The sequence below is a fragment of the Clostridium algoriphilum genome (assembly GCF_020443705.1).
In the GTDB taxonomy this organism is placed as follows: Bacteria; Bacillota; Clostridia; order Clostridiales; family Clostridiaceae; genus Clostridium_AD; species Clostridium_AD algoriphilum.
On sequence record NZ_JAIZZK010000004.1, the window covers coordinates 68,187 to 87,290 of the forward strand.

Sequence of the window (19,104 nt, forward strand, 5' to 3'; positions counted from 1 at the left end):
AAATTTACCGTTGCCTTAATGTTTTTTGCAAAGCATCCACACTTTAAAATAAATAATCTGAATTTTGGAGGAATGTTTGTTAAATGTAGAATATAGAAGGTAAATTAAAGGTGGTTTGTAGTATGTGGACATTATTATTGGAATTCTCAGTTTTTTAATAGGGGATACAATTGTGTTGACAGCTACTAAAATATATAGTAGAATTAATGAAAGAATAATAATAAAGTACCTTTAATTTGGTCCGAGAGACCGAGAAGGAAGTAGATGCTTAAAGTGTAATTACTACGCCTTCTCGCAAAAGAGATGGCGTTTTTTGTGTGTAGAATAATTTAATATTAAAAGTACTGTAGTACCTTTAAATTTAGTCCGGAGAGGCTGAGAAGGAGAGGATATAATATGTTAAAAGGAAGAAATTTGATTGACCCAATGGATTTATCATTACTAGAATTAGAGGAGATTTTTAATTATGCAGATGAGATAATTAAAAATCCTAAGAATTATGCTCATATAGGTGATGGAAAGATTTTGGCAACATTATTTTATGAACCAAGTACACGAACAAGATTAAGCTTTGAAGCAGCAATGTTAAGGCTTGGAGGAGAGGTATTAGGTTTTTCTGAGGCAACGTCAAGTTCGGCATCAAAAGGAGAAAGTGTAGCTGATACTATTAGAACAGTAGAATGTTATGCAGATATTGCAGCAATAAGGCATCCGAAAGAAGGAGCTGCGAAAGTTGCGGCTATGAATTCTAAAATGCCAGTAATAAATGCAGGCGATGGCGGTCATCAACATCCAACTCAAACGCTAACTGATCTTTTGACTATAAGAAACATTAAAGGAACATTATCAAACTTAACTATTGGAATATGTGGTGATTTAAAGTTTGGTAGAACAGTTCATTCATTAATAAAAGCCATGTCAAGATATGAAAATATAAAGTTTATACTGATTTCACCAAACGAATTAACAATTCCTAAATACATTAAAGAAGAAGTACTTGAGAAAAATAATATGGAGTTTAGCGAGGTTGAAAAATTAGAAGATGTTATCGGAGATCTTGATATCTTGTATATGACTAGAGTTCAAAAGGAAAGATTTTTTAATGAAGAAGATTATGTAAGACTTAAAGATATTTATATATTAAACAAAGAAAAAATGGCAAAAGCTAAGAAAGATATGATAATACTTCATCCACTTCCTAGAGTTAATGAAATAGCTGTAGAATTAGATACCGATCCGAGGGCGTGTTACTTTAGACAAGCAAAATATGGTATGTATGTAAGGATGGCACTTATTGCTAAACTTTTGGGGGTAGATAAATAATGGTAAGGATAAATAGTATACAAAGAGGAATAGTAATAGATCATATTAAAGCTGGTGTAGGACTTAAAATATTCAACTACTTAGGTTTAGATAAGGCTGAATTTACAGTTGCACTTATTATGAATGCCCCTAGTGGTAAACTTGGTCGCAAAGATATAATTAAAATAGAAAATGAAATTGATATAGATTTTACAGTTTTAGGTTTTATAGATCCTAACATAACTATAGATATAATAACTGGAGAAAAAATTGAAAGTAAAATTAAATTAAATTTACCTGATAAAATTGAGAATGTAATAAAATGTAGTAACCCAAGATGCATCACGTCTACTGAACAAGAAATTCAACATAGTTTCTATTTATCTAATAGAAAAAAGGGCGAGTATAGGTGTATGTACTGTGATGAGATTAATAACCATAATAATATATCATAATAAAACACATAATTAAATCTTGTTTATAGTTTGAACAAGATTTAATTATAAATGAAAATCTTAATATAGTGTGAAAGGATGATAAATTAATGGAATTATTAATAAAAAATACAAGAGTAGTTGATTCATCACAGGATTTTATTGGCGATGTTTATATAAATAAAGGTATAATTTATGAAATAGGTAAAGAATTAGAAAAAGACTGTGAGGTATTAGACGGAGAGGGGTATATTTTAGCACCTTCTTTTGTAGATCTTCACAGTCATTTTAGAGAACCGGGATATACATATAAAGAGGACTTGTTATCAGGAAGCAGGGCAGCGGTTCGGGGTGGTTATACTGCAATAAACCTAATGGCAAATACAAAACCTGTATGTAGCTCAATGAATATAATAGATAGGGTGCTTAAGAAATCCAAGGAAATTAATCTAGTAGACATTCATCAATGTGCATCTATTACAGAAGATTTATTAGGAGTATCTATAGATCATTTATGGAAGTTAACCACTGCAGTAAGATTTATATCAGATGATGGTAAGGGTGTTTCTAACAGCCGTGTAATGCTAGAAGCAATGATTGCAGCTAAAGAAAAGAACTTAACAATTATATCCCATGCCGAAAATGAGGAATTAGTAGAAATAGACACAAGACTTGCTGAGAATATGATGACCTGGAGAGATATATCCTTATCAAAATTTACGGGTTGCAGGCTTCATTTAGCTCATGTAAGTACAAAAGAGGCAATGGATGATGTTATAAAAGGTAAAGAGCAGGGAGGACGAATAACCTGCGAGGTTACGCCGCATCATATAGCATTAACTGAGGAAACAAAGTATAGGGTTAATCCACCTATAAGGAAAACTGAGGATGTAAATTTTCTAATAAAAGCTATGCAAGATGGTTTTGTGGATGTTATAGCAACTGACCATGCACCACATAGTGCCCAAGATAAATTAAATGGGGCTCCTGGTATATCAGGTCTAGAAACCTCCTTTCCTGTGTGCTACACTAAATTGGTAGGAGAGGGTCATATTACTATAAATAAACTTTCTGAATTAATGTCGAAGAACCCAGCTAAAATTATGAAACTTAACAAGGGCGAAATTAAGATAGGGTTTGACGGAGATTTAGTGCTCTTAGATACTAAATCTAAATACAAAATTGATTCATCCTTGTTTTTATCTAAAGGTGTTAATTCCCCATTCGATGGAATGACAGTATCGGGCAGAGTAATGTGCACTATTAAGGCAGGTAGAATAATTTTTAAAGCTAAAGCAGAAGATAGCAATGAGTGGATATGCAAATAAAATGGCAAAGGTGTGAAAATGATTGATTATAGATAGATTATTTAAAAGTGTAGAAAAAAACGGTCATGTATGCGTAGGGCTAGATACAGATTTAGAATATTTGCCGGTGGAATTTAGAAATAAGTTTATGCATGATGAACACGCAATGTATAGATTTAATCAAATGATAATTGATGCGACTTGCGATGTATCAGCTTGTTATAAGGTTCAAATAGCATATTATGAAGCTCTTGGATTAAAAGGTTTAAAAGTATATAAAGATACATTAGATTATATAAAAAGCAAGGGATGTTTAGCAATCGCAGATATTAAAAGAGGAGATATTGCTAAAACAGCACAAATGTATGCTAAAGCTCATTTTGAAGGAGATTTTGAAAGTGATTTCATAACAGTTAACCCATATATGGGTATGGATAGTATAGAGCCATATCTTCCCTATGTAAAAAATAATGAAAAAGGGTTATTTTCACTAGTAAGGACTTCAAACAAAGGTGCAGAGGATATAGAATACATAGAGAATAAAGAAAATAAAAAAGTATACGATATTGTAGGCGAAAAGTTATTAAAAATTGGTGAAGAATTTATTGGAGAATGCGGTTATAGCTCTGTAGGGGGAGTTGTTGGGTGTACTCATATAGATGAAGGTTTGAAGATGAGGCAAGATCTTAAAAAGATGTTTTTCTTGATACCTGGGTATGGGGCACAAGGTGGCGCAGCGAAAGATGTAGCTATATATTTAAAAGATGGAAATGGTGGAGTTGTAAATGCTTCTAGAAGTATTCTTCTTGCATATAAAAAAGTTGAGAATGGTGCAAGTCATTTTGAACAGTGTGCTAGAGCAGAGGCAATAAAAATGAGAGATGATATAAGAAAAGCAGCTAGTAAATAATATATGATTTCTATTAAAATACTGGAGGAGTTTATTTGAAATGCTTAGTCGCGAAGACATATGAAAATACTTTAATAAGTGAGGGCGTGTATAAGCTTTCTATAAAGGGCAAGTTTGATGTGAAGCCAGGTCAGTTTTTCATGTTAAAGGTTGGAGACTTAGAGCCGATACTACCAAGACCAATAAGCGTATATGATGTAGATGATGAGAAAATAAGCTTTTTATACCAAATAGTAGGGCAAGGCACAAAACATCTAAGTAACCTTCGCAAAAATGATGAACTTCAGATAATGGGGCCTTTAGGAAATGGATTTGATGTTGAAAAAATTAAAGGCAAGATTGCTGTCGTATCTGGAGGAATTGGCATAGCACCACTTATTTATTTAATTAAAAAGCTTACGGGTTGTGATATAGATTTGTTTGCCGGGTTTAAAGCTGTGGATTATTCTGTGGATACTGTGGAAAAATATGTAAAAAATATTAATTTATCCACAGAAAGTGGTAAAATTGGTCACAAGGGATATGTAACAGATTTAATAAATCCACAAAAATATGAAACTGTTATTTGTTGTGGACCAGAAATTATGATGAAAAAAGTTATAAGTATGTGCAATGATGTAAAAGTGCCAGTATATGTGTCTATGGAAAATCATATGGCATGTGGAATAGGTGCATGTCTTGTCTGTACTTGTAAAACAAAGGGTGGAAACAAGAGAACTTGCAAGGATGGTCCAGTGTTTGACGGAAAGGATTTGATATTTAATGACTAAAGTAGACTTATGTGGTGTAGTTTTAAAAAATCCTGTAATAGCTGCATCTGGAACTTTCGGATTTGGCGAAGAATATAAAGAGTATTTTGATATTGCAAGACTTGGGGGCATATCAGGTAAGGGTCTAACGATAAGTGAAAAACAAGGTAATGATGGGATAAGAGTTTATGAATCTCGCGGAGGGATGCTAAATAGTGTAGGACTTCAAAATCCAGGTATTGATAGATACATAGATGTTGAACTTAAAGGGATGATCAAGTATAACACGGCTATAATTGCAAATGTTGGGGGCAGCACTGTAGAGGAATATATGGCTGCAATAGAAAAATTAAATAATGAGGCTATAGATATAATTGAATTAAACATATCTTGTCCTAATGTATTATGCGGAGGTATGGCTTTTGGAATAAAGTCAAAGGTAGCATATGACGTGGTACGTAAGGTTAAAAGCATTTGCACGAAACCTCTTATGGTTAAGTTATCACCTAACGCTGAAGACATAGTAGATATGGCATATAAATGCTGCGAAGCTGGAGCAGATGCATTGTCTTTAGTTAACACATTTAAAGGCATGGCAGTAGATATACATAAACGCAAACCAATATTTAACAATATATATGCAGGGGTATCAGGGCCGGCTATAAAACCGATGGCACTTAGGATGGTTCATGAAGTATGCAAGGCAGTGAACGTACCAGTTGTAGGCATGGGTGGCATATCGACCTTTGAAGATGCTATAGAATTTATAATGGTTGGTGCACAAGCAGTTGGAGTTGGAACTGCCAATTTCATAAAACCAGATATTTGCATTGATATAATAGAAGGAATTGAGAATTACATGATAAAAGAAGGTATTAAAGATTTAAGTGAGATTAGAGGAATTATATAGGAAACTTAAAATTGGAGGAGATTATATGAATATAAATGTTTTAGATATATTAAAAGAATCAAAGGCACTACTTGAGGGACATTTTCTGTTATCATCAGGAAGACACAGCAATAGATATTGCCAATGTGCAAGATTGCTTCAATATCCAGATAAGTCAGCGAAAGTGTTAAGCGTAGTAGCTGATAAGATAAAAGATATAGAATTTGATGTAGTAGTTGGACCGGCTATGGGTGGAATAATAGTAGCTTATGAAGTAGGTAGACAAACTGGAAAACCAGCTATATTTACTGAAAGAGTAGACGGCAAGATGGAACTACGTCGTGGTTTTGAAATTAAAAAAGGTCAGAAAATTTTAATTACAGAAGATGTAGTAACTACAGGAAAATCTTCTTTAGAAACAATAGAAGTCTTGAAAGAACTTGGAGCGGAAGTAGTTGGCATATGTTGCATAGTGGATAGAGGAAGCAGCACTATCGATTATCCTATATACAGTGCTATAAAGCTAAACATTGAAAGTTTTGATCCAGCAGAATGCCCACTTTGCAAAAGTGGAACACCTTATATAAAACCAGGAAGCAGAAATATAAAATAACCTTTTTTTCTTAGAGAATGCTATAACTAAAAGTATATATTGCTAAAATGCGCTCACTTCGCTAATTAATTCTAAAATTTGTTTCATCTTAAATTGTTGAAAAATGCAAACTCGTTTCACTCAAACATGCATTTTTATTTACGCAACTTAAGCTTAAATAAACTAAGAGTTACTAAGGCTTGTTCGAATGCATTCTGCGCAATATATACTTTTGTTAGCATTTTCTATGGAAAAAGAAGAAATAATTCGCTGCAATGTATTTCAAGATAAGCTTTTATGATTTAATGTATTAAAAATTATTTCTACAGCAAGTTACTTACTTTCACACATTTTAATTAGTTAATCAATGTACGAAGAGTGATAATATATGAAAATTGCGAAGTATAACTAATATTTATATTCTAAGATATTATAAGTCGAATCGTTCTTTTATCATCTTTGCAACCATTTCTGCTGGAAGATTGGAATTGTCGATTTTCATATAATTTTCAAATGGAATTTCGCCATCATTGCTGACACAACGATAATTGTTGTCATCATTAATGAGTCTTAGGTTTGACGTTTCAACATCTCTTTTGGTTGCTTTGTGTTTCAAACGATTTTCAGTAGCATTCCTTTGTAGTCTGATAGATTGAGGTGCAACAAGTTCCACATAATATATATCGGCACTATGTTTTCTAAAAATGTCACAGACATGTTCTACATAATTCCAATCGGATTGCTGGTCAAATGCCCACATATATGTGAAAATTAATCCGTAACAATCAGAATTAGAAAATTCCTCAAAAATAACATCCCTCATTCGTGTTATTGCTTTTCCGTAAAAATATCCAAATGTCTCTATTACAGGTTCAATAATTACATGATTATGGAATAACCGAAAATCCGTAATTTTGGTCAATGCCTGTCCAACTGTCATTTTACCGACAGCAGTATCTCCAATTAAAAATACTAATTTCAAAACAACACCTCTTTTCTCAAATATAAACATTACTCTGAAATATTTTACAATTGTGACGCAGTTAATTAAAGTCACAGAGTCCTTTAAAATTTAATATTTATCCAATATCTTTGAGTTACTTCCCCATCTTCAATAACTTCATTTTCTAATACTCCACCATTATTTAATATAGTTTTTGCTGAAGCTATATTTGTTTTGTCACAAGTAACCAACGCCTTTTTAATACCTAATTGTTTCACTAATGATAATGATAGTGAAAGCATCTTCGTAGCATAGCCTTTTTTACGTTCAGAAGGCCTTATTCCATATCCTATATGTCCGCCATAATTTAGTAAAAAATCATTTAATTCATGCCTAATATGTAACGCACCATAAATTTTCATATTTTCATCAATTAAAAAATATAGAGATGCTGGAACAAAGCCATCTTCATATGATTTATTGGTTTTTTGGATTTTCCAACAATTAATTAAATATTCATAATTGACCATACTCTTTCTCGATGCGTATGGGATTATTTCTTCTCCTGATTTTTCCCATTCAACTATATAATTATTATATTCTTTTTCCATTTCAAGTTTTGGATCAATCAACATAAATATCACAAAACCCCTCCTTTGATTTGTTTAGTACAGTATGTAGTTTGATTACAATGTTCAATCAAGCGTATTTCCACGATATACATTATATGTAATGGGATTATGGAATTATAACATGTAATCTATATTTTTGAAATAAAACACTTTGCTAATAGAGTGTATATATTATTTTTTAATATCCTTGAAATAATTATACAGAATAAAAAATAGAAAGGCAGAAGATTTATATGATCTTATGCCTTTCTATTTATATATGGAGCGTCTTGCTAAAAACAATGTAGATAACTTTTTTTATTGGATTTCATATTATTTGATGTTTAATAAATTATTTATTAATGTTTGAAGCTCATTATTTTTATCTTTATCCATCGGTTCTACACCTTTTAATTTATAAGGGATAGATAAAGCTTCATATTTACTAACACCTAGAACATGATAGGGAAGAAGTTCTACTTTATCTAAATTAGGTACTTCCTCACTAATAATTTTTGCAAGTTTTGTTATATGGTCCTCTGAATCTGTAAGTCCAGGTACAACAACATGTCTTACCCAAACTCTAGATTTAGATTTTCTTAATGCTTGTAAAAATAAATTAACGTCTGTTGCACTTTTTCCTGTTAGTGCAACATAACCCTTATTAGTTGTATGTTTTATATCTAAAAGAACTAAGTCCGTATATTTTAATATTTCGTCGTAATTGCCATCACCGAAACCAGCAGTATCAAGAGCTGTGTGAATGCCGTTTTGCTTACATAATTTTAAGCATTCAAGCAGAAATTCGCTCTGAAGTAATGGATCACCACCAGAGAAAGTAACTCCTCCACCGGATCTATTAAAGTATGGCTTAAAGCGAACAATTTTTTCGATAATTTCAACCGGCGTCATTTCTGTTCCGCCATTCAATTGCCAAGTATCAGGATTATGGCAATAGGCACATCTTAATTTACAACCTTGAAAAAAAACTACTACTCTTATTCCAGGACCATCAACTAGTCCCATGCTTTCGATAGAATGAATTTTACCTTTTACCATATATAATTCCTCCTTAGCTTTGAATGAAACAATTTTATGTTAAAATTGTTTATATTCATTTTATATTAAAACAAAAACCAAAAGTGTTTTTGCTTTAATATAAAATGAAATTCTTTGTTAAATTTATATAAATTGAGAAGTACTTATAAAAATAAGTACTTCTCATATTATTTAATATTTTAAAATTGACTAGATTTTTTTATGGAATGTTCTACTTATAACTTCAAGTTGTTGTTCTTTTGATAATCTATTAAAGTGAACAGCATAACCTGAAACTCTGATTGTTAATGTTGGGTATTTGTCTGGATTCTCCATAGCGTCTATTAAAACTTCTCTATTTAGTACATTTACGTTTAAGTGGTGTGCACTTTGTGCGAAATAGCCATCTAAAAGGAATACTAGATTATTTATTCTTGTAGCTTCATCTATTCCAAGTGCAGCTGGTACTATTGAAAAAGTATTTGAAACTCCATCTTGGCAATAATTTCTATATGGAATCTTAGCAACTGAGTTTAATGATGCGAGTGCTCCATTTTCATCGTTACCTTGTGTTGGGTTTGCTCCAGGGGCAAGTGGTACACCTTGTTTTCTTCCATCAGGAGTTGTACCTGTTTTCTTACCATATACAACGTTTGATGTAATAGTAAGTGCTGATAAAGTATGTTCTGCTCCTTTGTATGCGGGGTGTTTTTTAAGAGCGTCGCTGAATTCTTTAATAAGTTCAACAGCTAGATCATCAACTCTGTCATCATCATTACCGTACTTAGGGAAATCTCCTTCTGTTTTAAAATCAACAGTGATTCCTTCTGCATTTCTTACAGGAGTTACCTTTGCAAATTTTATAGCACTCAAGGAATCGGCTGCAATTGAGAGCCCTGCTACGCCAAACGCCATGAAGTATTTAAGGTCTGTGTCATGAAGAGCGAGTTGGCCTGCTTCGTAAGCATATTTATCATGCATATAATGTATGGTATTCATTGTATCAACATACATTGCAGCGACATATTCTAAAACCTTTGAATACATCTTTCTAACTGTTTTGTAGTCAAGAATTTCATCAGTTATTTTTTCTATATTAGGTACAACAAGTTTTCCTTTTAACTCGTCTACTCCACCGTTAAGTGATAATAATAATGATTTTGCAAGGTTAGCTCTTGCTCCAAAGAATTGCATCCTCTTCCCTATTTCCATAGCTGAAACGCAGCAAGCTATGCCATAATCATCACCATAGATTGGTCTCATTATATCATCATTTTCATACTGAAGTGCATCAGTTTCAATGGACATTTTAGCGCAGTATTTTTTAAAAGTTTCTGGTAACTTTTCTGACCAAAGCACTGTCATATTAGGTTCTGGCGCTGATCCAAGGTTTGTTAATGTATGAAGGAATCTAAAGGAATTCTTTGTTACCATTGGAGTGCCATTAAGGGATACACCACCAATAGATTCTGTTACCCAATTTGGATCTCCACCAAATAAATCATTGTACTCGGGAGTTCTAAGGTGTCTTGCCATTCTAAGTTTGATTACGAACTGATCTATAATCTCTTGGGCTTCATCTTCAGTTATTTTTCCTTCCTTTAAATCTCTTTCAAAATATATGTCTAAGAAAGTTGTTGTTCTACCGAGTGACATTGCAGCACCATTATTTTCTTTTATACCTGCAAGGTATCCTAAGTATACTGCTTGAACAGCGTCTTGTGCAGTAACTGCTGGTTTTGAAAGGTCAACACCATATTTTAACGCCATGCTTTTTATTTGACCAAGTGCTCTTACTTGCATACTTAATTCTTCTCTATGTCTTATAAGATCGTCTGTTGCATGTCCTGTGAGTTCTTTTAAATCTTTTTTCTTCTGATCAACTAAAAAATCTAACCCATAAAGAGCTATTCTTCTATAATCACCAATTACTCGACCTCTACCATATGCATCTGGAAGCCCGGTTAATAGCCCTACAGTTCTTGCAACTTTCGTAGCATCTGTGTATGCATCAAAAACACCTTCGTTATGAGTTTTTCTGTATTTTGGAAAAAACTCTTTTATATCTTTGTTTAACTCGTAACCATAAGCCTCAAGTGATTGATCTACCATTCTAAAGCCACCAAACGGATTAACTATTCTTTTTAGTGGAGCATCAGTTTGAAGTCCAACAATTACTTCATTTTCTTTATCAATATAACCAGGCTTAAAATTATCTATTCCTGATATTTCATTAGTTTCTACATCTATAATACCTTTTTTAATTTCTTCTAATATAAGTGAATTAGCTTTATCCCAAACTTTATTAGTTTTATGAGTTGTGGAAGCTAAAAAATTATCATCACCTTCATATAAGGTGTAATTTTTTTGAATAAAGTCTTTTACGTTAATTTGATCTTTCCATAAATCACCTTTGAAACCATTCCATTGTTTAAACATTATTTTTCCTCCTTTTAATATCTTAATTTACGATGTTTTATAAAGTTATCGTTTAGCCACAAGATTAAGTGGAGGAACGAGTTGATAATAAATGTTAATTAATAATAAATATCGTCTAAGTATATTATACAATACTTTATTATGTTTGTTAATACCTAAATGTAAAAATAAATACAAATTCTTAAAATATTCAACATTTATTATGGTTTTCTGAAATTGAAATTGTCAATATACTTATTGTAATATTAAATTTGAAACAGTTCAAGTGGTTTTATATAAGTTGTAATATTAAGAATATTAAGTTAATTGTCAAACTGCTGATACGTATAGCATTAAAGGTGTTAAAAATTTAACAGGAAAACAATAACAGATAAATAAAAAAATGAAACAACAAGTAATTAGAGCAATTAATAATAGAAAACCTATGTAAGTATTAAATAATATTAACTTAAAACCAGGTAATATTATTTTAGTTGAAAATATATATGAAGTTACTATATTACAGAGGACAAGCATCCATAATAAAATATATTATTTTCATTTATTATGAGGTATAATAAGTAATGTATTGTTATTAGTTAAGAGAACTCGAGTGGTAACAATGTATTAAATATAATGGAGGGAAATGATATGAAGAGGCCTAGTATGTTTAGCAAGCATTATGAGAAGGAAAAAAAGAAGCGAAGAAAGATAATATTATTAGTGATTATTATCCCTATAATAGGGTTAAGCATATTTTTAAAAACAGATTTTAAAGGTTTATTAAATAAATCAAAAGAGAATAAGGAAGCACAGGTTGAAAAGAAACCAGAGGTAGTGGTTAAAGATCAGAAAACTTCGAAAAAACCCAAAGCTACACATGTAAAGAATGCTGTAAAAACTCAAGCTTTTGTTGTTTCATTGTCTGATGGGCAAAAAATAAGTATTCAATATGATGTGCAGGCGGCAGAAAAAAGTATAAAAGGTATATCAAACTCTAAGGGCATATCCTATGATATAAGCCCAAGTAAAAAAGCAATAGTTATACAAAGTACTAAAAACCAAGATTTGTTATATGTTGATGTAAATAAAGTGAGTAAAGATATCACTAAAAAAATACATAAATCCAGTAAAAATCAAATTTATCCAAAGAACAATAAGCTTAAAAGTGATCCAAACTATATTTGGTCAATTACACCTAAATTTATTAATGAAGATAATATTGTATACGTTAGTGAATTACCTTGGATGAATGAAAAAGCCATGCAATATATATGGAAGGTAAACGTAAAAACTAGTGAACATGTTCAGGTGAAACCGGCATCCGGTAAAAAAATAACATTTAAAAACATAACTTCCAAGGGGCTTGAGGCAACTATAGATGGCAATGCAGTATATGTAACTCCAATAGGTAAAGTAATAAAATAGAGAAAAGAGGTTAAGTATGGATATAGGATTATCTTCGGCTTGTTTTTATCCTAATTTGCATACAGAAGACAGCATAAAGAAGATGAAAGAATTAGGATTTAATTTCGGTGAAATATTTTTAAATACACCTAGTGAATACGAGAAAGAATATCTAAAGGTATTAGTAGAACAGAAGGAACTATATGATTTTAACGTAAATTCGATTCATGCATTCGCTGGTTCTTTTGAACCCTACCTTTTTGATAAATACGATAGAAGAAAACATGACATGTTACAATTTAAAAATGTTTGCGGGGCAGCAAAATTGTTAGGGGCAAACTCTTATACTTTTCATGGTATGCGCTATACGGACTTTAATGAACTTGATCTGAAATTTGTTATAGAGACATATAATGAACTTTTATCCATTGCAACAGAATCGGGTATTAAGTTAGCGCAAGAAAATGTATCTTGGTGTATGTCTGCAGACACAAGGTTTTTAAAATTTCTGTCAGAGGAGTGTAAGTACCCAATATATTTTACATTGGATTTGAAACAAGCGTATAAAGCCAATGTTTCTATAGAAAAATATATAAAGGTTATGGGTGGTAATATAGTGAATCTTCATATTAATGATAGAGATGAAGATCATGTTTGTCTTTTACCTGGAAAAGGAAGTTTGGATTATGAAGATATATCAAGCGAGCTTAAGAAGGTTAATTATAGTGGAAAAGGGACTATAGAAGTTTATAGTAACAATTATTTAGACTATGAAGAATTAAAGGGAGCTAAGGAACTTATATCTGAAAGATTTAATAACATTAGTGTGGAGTAAACAATTTAGTAGTGTTTAAACATAAAAAGAGTTAATATATCGTCTAAGAGTAATTATTTAACAAACATATTATTAAATTTTAGCATTACTAAAATTATCTTGTAAATTATAAATAACTTGGGTATAATCATAATATTAGACTATTTGAGCAAATATGCTTAATAATATTTGTAAATACCTTAAAAGTTATGTTATAATATTTAAGGTAATAAGCAATTGTGGCGATTAGGAGGAGTAATATAATGAACGTTAAAATGGAAAAATTAGAAAAAAATATTATTAAATTAGAAATAACAGTAGAAGCAGAAAGATTTAGTAAATCATTAAAGAAATCTTGTGCAAAAAATTCAAAAACTATGAATATACCTGGATTTAGAAAAGGTAAAGCTCCAATGAATATAATAAAGAAAATGTACGGTGAAGGTGTTTTCTTTGAAGATGCTATAAATTTTTGTTGTGATGATACATATCCTGAAGCTTTAAAGCAACATGATATAAATCCGTTAGATTATCCTAAAATTGATATTGTTGAAATTGGGGAAGGAAAAGATTTTGTATACACTGCCTCAGTTGAAGTTATACCTGAAGTTAAAATTGGAGAATACAAAGGATTAGAAGCTAAAAAAACTGAATACAATGTAACAGATGATGAAATTGAAAACCAACTAAAAGGCATGCAAGAAAAAAATGCTAGAGTTGAAGAAAAGCTAGATGGTGTTATTGCAATGGGAAATATAGCAATAATAGATTTTAAAGGATTTGTTGATGAAGTAGCTTTTGAAGGTGGAGAAGGAACAGACTTTGAACTAGAAATTGGTTCAGGATCATTCATTGATACATTTGAAGAACAATTAGTTGGTTTAAAAGTTGGAGAAACGAAAGAAGTTAAAGTTAATTTCCCAGAAACATATGGAAGAGAAGACTTAAATGGAAAAGTTGCAACTTTTAATGTAACCGTTAAAAGCATGAAGGAAAAAGAATTACCAGCTATTGATGATGAGTTTGCTAAAGAAGTATCAGAATTTGATACTTTAGAAGAACTAAGAAATGATATTAAAAAATCTCTTCAAGTAACAAGTGTAGATAGAGAAAAGAAAGAATTTGAAGAAGCTGTAATAGATGCAGCTTGCTCTAACGTTGTAATGGACATTCCGGAAATTATGATAAAAAGAGAAACTGATATAATGCTTAAAGATTTAGAAGCAAAATTAAAACAACAAGGTTTAGATCTTGAATCTTATTATCAGTACACTAACAATACTGAAGAAAAAGTTAGAACATTTATGAAAGAGTCAGCTGAAAAGAGAGTCAAAACTGATTTAGTAATATCAGAAATAGCGAAAATTGAAAAGTTTGAAGCTAGTGATGAAGAAATGCTTGCAAAAGCTAAACAAGTTGCAGCTCAATATGGAGACAAAGATTTAGACAAAACAGCAGAATTAATTATGCAAGCACAAAAACAATATCTGAAAGTCGATGTTGTAAATGAAAAAGTAATCAAAATGTTAGTTGATAGCGCTAAGATTATTGCATAATTTATACTGAAATTGATTGCCAGATATTTGTCTGGCAATTAATTTTAAATTTAGGATAAAATTATATGTTTAAAAGTAATTATTTAGGATATAATTAAGGAATAGATTACCTATTAAAATAGTATTATTATTAGAGAGTAAAGGAGTGATTTATATGAGTTTGGTGCCAATGGTTGTTGAACAAACGAACAGGGGAGAAAGATCTTATGATATTTATTCAAGATTATTAAAAGAAAGAATAATTTTTCTAGGAGAAGAGGTAAATGATGTAACTGCTAGTTTAATTGTTGCTCAGTTATTGTATTTAGAGTCTGAAGACCCTGATAAAGACATTTATTTATATATAAATAGTCCAGGTGGATCAATTACAGCAGGAATGGCTATTTATGACACAATGCAATTGATAAAACCACAAGTTTCAACTATATGCATTGGTATGGCGGCATCCATGGGATCTTTCTTATTAGTAGCTGGGGAAAAAGGAAAAAGATTTGCATTACCTAATAGTGAAATTTTGATACATCAGCCTTTAGGAGGATTTCAAGGTCAGGCAACTGATATCGATATCCACGCAAAGCGAATTATGAAAACTAAAGATACATTAAATAGAATATACAGTGAAAGAACTGGCCAACCAATAGAGAAAATTCAACATGATGTTGAAAGAGATTATTTCATGAGTTCACAAGAAGCTATGGAGTATGGATTAATAGATGAAGTTATAACTAAAAGGAAATAACATTAAATTAAATAAGGGTAATAGAGGTGAAAATATGACAAAGTTTGATGAAAAAAAACAACTTAAATGTTCATTCTGTGGTAAAACCCAAGAACAAGTTAGAAGATTAATTGCAGGACCGGGAGTATATATATGTGATGAGTGTATTGAATTATGTTCAGAAATAATTGTAGATGAATTCCAGGGAGATGTTGAATTAGATTTAGGAGCACTCCCAAAACCTGCAGAAATAAAAAAATATATAGATGATTATGTAGTTGGACAAAATACCGCTAAAAAATCCTTAGCAGTAGCTGTTTATAATCATTACAAAAGAATAAATTCAAACGTTAATGAAGGCGAAGTTGAACTTCAAAAGAGTAATATACTATTACTTGGGCCTACAGGCTGTGGTAAAACTTTACTCGCTCAAACCTTGGCAAAATATTTAAATGTACCTTTTGCTATAGCAGATGCAACTACGCTTACTGAAGCAGGATATGTAGGAGAAGATGTAGAAAACATTCTACTAAAATTAATACAAAATGCTGATTATGATGTAGAAAAGGCAGAGAAGGGTATTATCTATATAGATGAAATAGATAAGATTGCTAGAAAATCTGAGAATCCTTCTATAACTAGGGATGTATCTGGAGAAGGAGTTCAACAGGCATTACTTAAAATATTAGAAGGCACTACAGCGTCAGTACCACCACAAGGCGGAAGAAAACATCCTCACCAAGAGTTTATTCAGATAAATACAGCAAATATTTTATTTATTTGTGGAGGAGCATTTGATGGTCTTGATAAAATCATAGAAAAAAGAACTAGAACTACATCAGTTGGTTTTGGAGCTGAAATAAGGTCTAAAGAAGAAGTAAACGTAGGTGAACTTTTGAAGTCTATAATGCCAGGAGATTTACTCAAATTTGGATTAATCCCAGAATTTGTAGGCAGATTACCAATAGTTGTTACACTTGAAGCTTTAGATGAAGAGGCGTTAGTTAGTATTCTTAGTGAACCTAAAAATGCACTTATAAAACAATATAAGAAATTGTTTGAAATGGATAACGTGGAACTAGAATTTGAAGAAGAAGCGTTAAAAGCTATAGCCAAAGAAGCTATTAAAAGAAAAACTGGAGCTCGTGGACTTAGATCTATTATAGAAGATACAATGAAGGAAATCATGTTTGATATTCCGTCGAATGAAGAAGTAGCTAAAGTAATAGTTAATGCTGAGACTATTAAAACTAGAAATCCACAATTAATTTTAGCTGAGGGTGGAAAAAGAGAAAAATTAAAGATTACAAAAAAGTTAAAAACAAAAAAAGGACCAGAAACAGCATAGTGAATAACAAAAAATAAAAAAGATGGATTTCGTATCCATCTTTTTTTCTGTTTTGGTGTAAAATGTAATGTTTATAATTACATATATAATTAAATCCAGCTACTTTTATATTTATATGGTTAGACATTAAAAGCCACATAAAATTAAGATTATTTTATGGAATAAGAAGAATATATTAAGCTTTTCTTGAGCATAATATTAAAAGATGCAATATTTACTAAAATATGCAAATTTAATATGCGGAGGAGGATTAGTTTAATATATTGATTATTAAACTTCAAATAATATGACAACAAAAATTTTAATGGCAGTTCAACTCTTTTTTACAGTAGTTATTGGGTTATATTTTTTTAATGCATTAAAAACTCAACAAAGCAGCAAGATGGTTGTTGGTAAGGAAAATAAAAAAGAAATGGAAAACTTAAGAAGAATGAAAAGGATAAGCCTTACTGAGCCACTTACAGAAAAAAGTAGACCAACAAAATTTGATGAGGTTATAGGTCAAGAAAAAGGAATTAAAGCATTGCAAGCCGCAATATGTGGTCCTAATCCTCAACATGTTATAATTTATGGCCCACCTGGAATAGGAAAAACAGCGGCGGCTAGATTAGTGCTTGAAGATGCTAAAAGACGAGCAAAATCTCCATTTAATGAAGCTTCTAAGTTTGTAGAAATAGACGGAACCACTGTTAGATTTGATGAGAGAGGAATAGCAGACCCACTTATTGGATCCGTTCATGATCCAATCTATCAAGGAGCAGGTCCACTTGGAGTTGCTGGAGTGCCTCAACCAAAACCTGGAGCAGTAACTAAAGCACATGGTGGAATTCTGTTTATTGATGAAATCGGAGAACTACATCCTATAGAAATGAATAAGTTACTTAAAGTTTTAGAGGATAGAAAAGTATTTTTGGATAGTGCTTATTATAATGGTGAGGACCCTAACGTACCTCTTTATATAAAAGAGGTATTTGATGAAGGGCTTCCGGCTGATTTTAGGTTAATAGGTGCAACTACACGTAATCCAGAGGAAATAATTCCGGCAATAAGGTCAAGATGTATAGAAATATTCTTTAGAGCATTACTTCCAGAAGAATTGCAAACTATCGCAGCAAACTCAGTAAGTAAAATGGGTCTTAAGATTTGCGATAAGGCATTAAAGCTTGTAGGTAAATATTCTAGCAATGGACGTGATACCGTTAATTTAATTCAGCTAGCAAGTGGTATGGCTATAAATGATGAAAGAGATGAAGTAACGATAGAGGATATTGAGTGGGTTATTGAGAATGGCCAGTATTCTCCAAGGATGGAATCTAGGATATCAGATAAACCACAAGTTGGATATGTAAATGGGCTAGCAGTTTATGGAGCAAATATAGGAGCCGTAATGGAAATTGAAGCTAGTGCCAAAAAAGTAAAGCTAAGAAAAGGCGTGCTTAAAATTACGGGAATTATTGAAGAAGAAGAGATAAGTAGTGGCGGAAATAAGAAGCTTAGGCGTAAGAGTACTGCAAGATCTTCAGTAGAGAATGTGGTTACAGTACTTGAAAAATATTTTAATCTAGATTGCGACGATTATGATATTCATGTAAACTTTCCAGGTGGATCACCTGTAGATGGTCCTTCTGCAGGAGTAAGCATTACAACTGCTATATACAGTGCAATAAAAGGTATACCAGTTGATAATATGGTTGCAATGACAGGAGAAATATCAATTCATGGGACTGTAAAGCCAATTGGTGGTGTCAATGCAAAAATTGCTGCCGCAAAGAAAGCAGGAGCAACAAGAGTTATTATTCCAAAAGATAATTGGCAAGATAGTTTTAATAATATTGAAGATATTAAGATTATTCCAGTGAGCAGTATTAGTGAGGTTATTCGCGAAGCATTACTTCAAGAGGTACCTAAAAAGATTCCAAGCACATTTGAAACAGAGGTTGATGTAATAGCAGCTGAACCATTAAAACTCTAATTCTAGATCAATTATAATGGATTTCCTTAGGCATATAAGAATAAATAACAGGTTAGTATGTTAGTCTAGTTTGCGTCATACACCGCTTGGAGAACT

17 protein-coding genes are annotated in these 19,104 nt (G+C 31.6%); 13 read left to right on the forward strand and 4 right to left on the reverse strand.

All coding sequences use genetic code 11. The features are described 5' to 3' along the window. Nucleotides 1–396 precede the first annotated feature (396 nt). The 7 genes from pyrB (at nt 397) to pyrE (ending at nt 6,204) form a co-directional block, all read left to right on the forward strand. Nucleotides 397–1,323, forward strand: coding sequence for an aspartate carbamoyltransferase (pyrB, locus tag LGK95_RS05205; protein ID WP_226122939.1), 927 nt, complete (start codon nt 397–399; stop codon nt 1,321–1,323). Next, a complete protein-coding gene (locus LGK95_RS05210) occupies nt 1,323–1,757 on the forward strand; it encodes an aspartate carbamoyltransferase regulatory subunit (RefSeq protein ID WP_226122940.1) in 435 nt (144 codons plus the stop codon). The genes pyrB and LGK95_RS05210 overlap by 1 nt, the downstream gene beginning before the upstream one ends. Before the next feature lie 89 nt (nt 1,758–1,846). Beyond that, the gene (locus tag LGK95_RS05215) at nt 1,847–3,064 is read left to right on the forward strand and encodes a dihydroorotase (protein ID WP_226122941.1); all 1,218 of its coding nucleotides are present in this window, start codon (nt 1,847–1,849) and stop codon (nt 3,062–3,064) included. A 22-nt stretch (nt 3,065–3,086) separates the two neighbouring features. Then, the gene (gene pyrF, locus LGK95_RS05220) at nt 3,087–3,953 is read left to right on the forward strand and encodes an orotidine-5'-phosphate decarboxylase (RefSeq protein WP_226122942.1); all 867 of its coding nucleotides are present in this window, start codon (nt 3,087–3,089) and stop codon (nt 3,951–3,953) included. A 35-nt stretch (nt 3,954–3,988) separates the two neighbouring features. Next, complete coding sequence (locus tag LGK95_RS05225; protein WP_226122943.1) at nt 3,989–4,723, forward strand: dihydroorotate dehydrogenase electron transfer subunit; 735 nt, start codon at nt 3,989–3,991, stop codon at nt 4,721–4,723. Continuing rightward, entirely contained in the window at nt 4,716–5,612 is an 897-nt protein-coding gene (locus LGK95_RS05230; RefSeq protein ID WP_226122945.1) for a dihydroorotate dehydrogenase, read from the forward strand. Before LGK95_RS05225 ends, LGK95_RS05230 begins: the two co-directional genes overlap by 8 nt. Nucleotides 5,613–5,637: 25 nt before the next feature. Continuing rightward, a complete protein-coding gene (gene pyrE, locus LGK95_RS05235) occupies nt 5,638–6,204 on the forward strand; it encodes an orotate phosphoribosyltransferase (RefSeq protein WP_226122947.1) in 567 nt (188 codons plus the stop codon). A gap of 409 nt (nt 6,205–6,613) precedes the next feature. On the opposite strand, the gene LGK95_RS05240 is transcribed toward pyrE, so the two are convergent. From LGK95_RS05240 to pflB, 4 genes are all read right to left on the reverse strand, one after another. Continuing rightward, nucleotides 6,614–7,105: a shikimate kinase gene (locus tag LGK95_RS05240; protein WP_404814404.1), complete on the reverse strand. Its 492-nt coding sequence runs from the start codon at nt 7,103–7,105 to the stop codon at nt 6,614–6,616. A 143-nt stretch (nt 7,106–7,248) separates the two neighbouring features. Continuing rightward, on the reverse strand, nt 7,249–7,761 hold the full coding sequence (locus LGK95_RS05245; protein ID WP_226123234.1) for a GNAT family N-acetyltransferase: 513 nt from the start codon (nt 7,759–7,761) through the stop codon (nt 7,249–7,251). Between the two features lie 309 nt (nt 7,762–8,070). Continuing rightward, a complete protein-coding gene (gene pflA / locus LGK95_RS05250) occupies nt 8,071–8,796 on the reverse strand; it encodes a pyruvate formate-lyase-activating protein (protein ID WP_226122951.1) in 726 nt (241 codons plus the stop codon). A 189-nt stretch (nt 8,797–8,985) separates the two neighbouring features. Then, a complete protein-coding gene (gene pflB, locus LGK95_RS05255) occupies nt 8,986–11,214 on the reverse strand; it encodes a formate C-acetyltransferase (RefSeq protein WP_226122953.1) in 2,229 nt (742 codons plus the stop codon). 630 nt (nt 11,215–11,844) lie between these two features. On the opposite strand from pflB, the gene LGK95_RS05260 reads away from it, so the two are divergent. The 6 genes from LGK95_RS05260 (at nt 11,845) to lonB (ending at nt 19,008) form a co-directional block, all read left to right on the forward strand. Then, complete coding sequence (locus tag LGK95_RS05260; protein WP_226122955.1) at nt 11,845–12,621, forward strand: hypothetical protein; 777 nt, start codon at nt 11,845–11,847, stop codon at nt 12,619–12,621. 16 nt (nt 12,622–12,637) lie between these two features. Next, on the forward strand, nt 12,638–13,435 hold the full coding sequence (locus tag LGK95_RS05265) for a sugar phosphate isomerase/epimerase family protein (protein WP_226122957.1): 798 nt from the start codon (nt 12,638–12,640) through the stop codon (nt 13,433–13,435). A gap of 242 nt (nt 13,436–13,677) precedes the next feature. Then, nucleotides 13,678–14,970, forward strand: a complete 1,293-nt coding sequence (tig, locus tag LGK95_RS05270; protein WP_226122958.1) for a trigger factor — start codon at nt 13,678–13,680, stop codon at nt 14,968–14,970. 154 nt (nt 14,971–15,124) lie between these two features. Then, nucleotides 15,125–15,709: an ATP-dependent Clp endopeptidase proteolytic subunit ClpP gene (gene clpP / locus LGK95_RS05275; RefSeq protein ID WP_226122959.1), complete on the forward strand. Its 585-nt coding sequence runs from the start codon at nt 15,125–15,127 to the stop codon at nt 15,707–15,709. A gap of 34 nt (nt 15,710–15,743) precedes the next feature. Next, the gene (gene clpX, locus LGK95_RS05280) at nt 15,744–17,036 is read left to right on the forward strand and encodes an ATP-dependent Clp protease ATP-binding subunit ClpX (protein WP_226122960.1); all 1,293 of its coding nucleotides are present in this window, start codon (nt 15,744–15,746) and stop codon (nt 17,034–17,036) included. Between the two features lie 286 nt (nt 17,037–17,322). Next, on the forward strand, nt 17,323–19,008 hold the full coding sequence (gene lonB, locus LGK95_RS05285; protein ID WP_226122964.1) for an ATP-dependent protease LonB: 1,686 nt from the start codon (nt 17,323–17,325) through the stop codon (nt 19,006–19,008). The last annotated feature ends 96 nt before the right edge of the window (nt 19,009–19,104 follow it).

Bases quoted from the DNA above. Each gene is read 5' to 3' on its own strand.
- LGK95_RS05210 (WP_226122940.1), top strand. From the start codon at position 1,323: ATGGTAAGGATAAATAGTATACAAAGAGGAATAGTAATAGATCATATT.
- pflB (WP_226122953.1), bottom strand. From the start codon at position 11,214: ATGTTTAAACAATGGAATGGTTTCAAAGGTGATTTATGGAAAGATCAA.
- LGK95_RS05215 (WP_226122941.1), top strand. From the start codon at position 1,847: ATGGAATTATTAATAAAAAATACAAGAGTAGTTGATTCATCACAGGAT.
- lonB (WP_226122964.1), top strand. From the start codon at position 17,323: ATGACAACAAAAATTTTAATGGCAGTTCAACTCTTTTTTACAGTAGTT.
- clpX (WP_226122960.1), top strand. From the start codon at position 15,744: ATGACAAAGTTTGATGAAAAAAAACAACTTAAATGTTCATTCTGTGGT.
- LGK95_RS05245 (WP_226123234.1), bottom strand. From the start codon at position 7,761: ATGTTGATTGATCCAAAACTTGAAATGGAAAAAGAATATAATAATTAT.
- LGK95_RS05260 (WP_226122955.1), top strand. From the start codon at position 11,845: ATGAAGAGGCCTAGTATGTTTAGCAAGCATTATGAGAAGGAAAAAAAG.
- LGK95_RS05265 (WP_226122957.1), top strand. From the start codon at position 12,638: ATGGATATAGGATTATCTTCGGCTTGTTTTTATCCTAATTTGCATACA.
- pyrE (WP_226122947.1), top strand. From the start codon at position 5,638: ATGAATATAAATGTTTTAGATATATTAAAAGAATCAAAGGCACTACTT.
- pyrB (WP_226122939.1), top strand. From the start codon at position 397: ATGTTAAAAGGAAGAAATTTGATTGACCCAATGGATTTATCATTACTA.
- tig (WP_226122958.1), top strand. From the start codon at position 13,678: ATGAACGTTAAAATGGAAAAATTAGAAAAAAATATTATTAAATTAGAA.
- pflA (WP_226122951.1), bottom strand. From the start codon at position 8,796: ATGGTAAAAGGTAAAATTCATTCTATCGAAAGCATGGGACTAGTTGAT.
- clpP (WP_226122959.1), top strand. From the start codon at position 15,125: ATGAGTTTGGTGCCAATGGTTGTTGAACAAACGAACAGGGGAGAAAGA.
- LGK95_RS05230 (WP_226122945.1), top strand. From the start codon at position 4,716: ATGACTAAAGTAGACTTATGTGGTGTAGTTTTAAAAAATCCTGTAATA.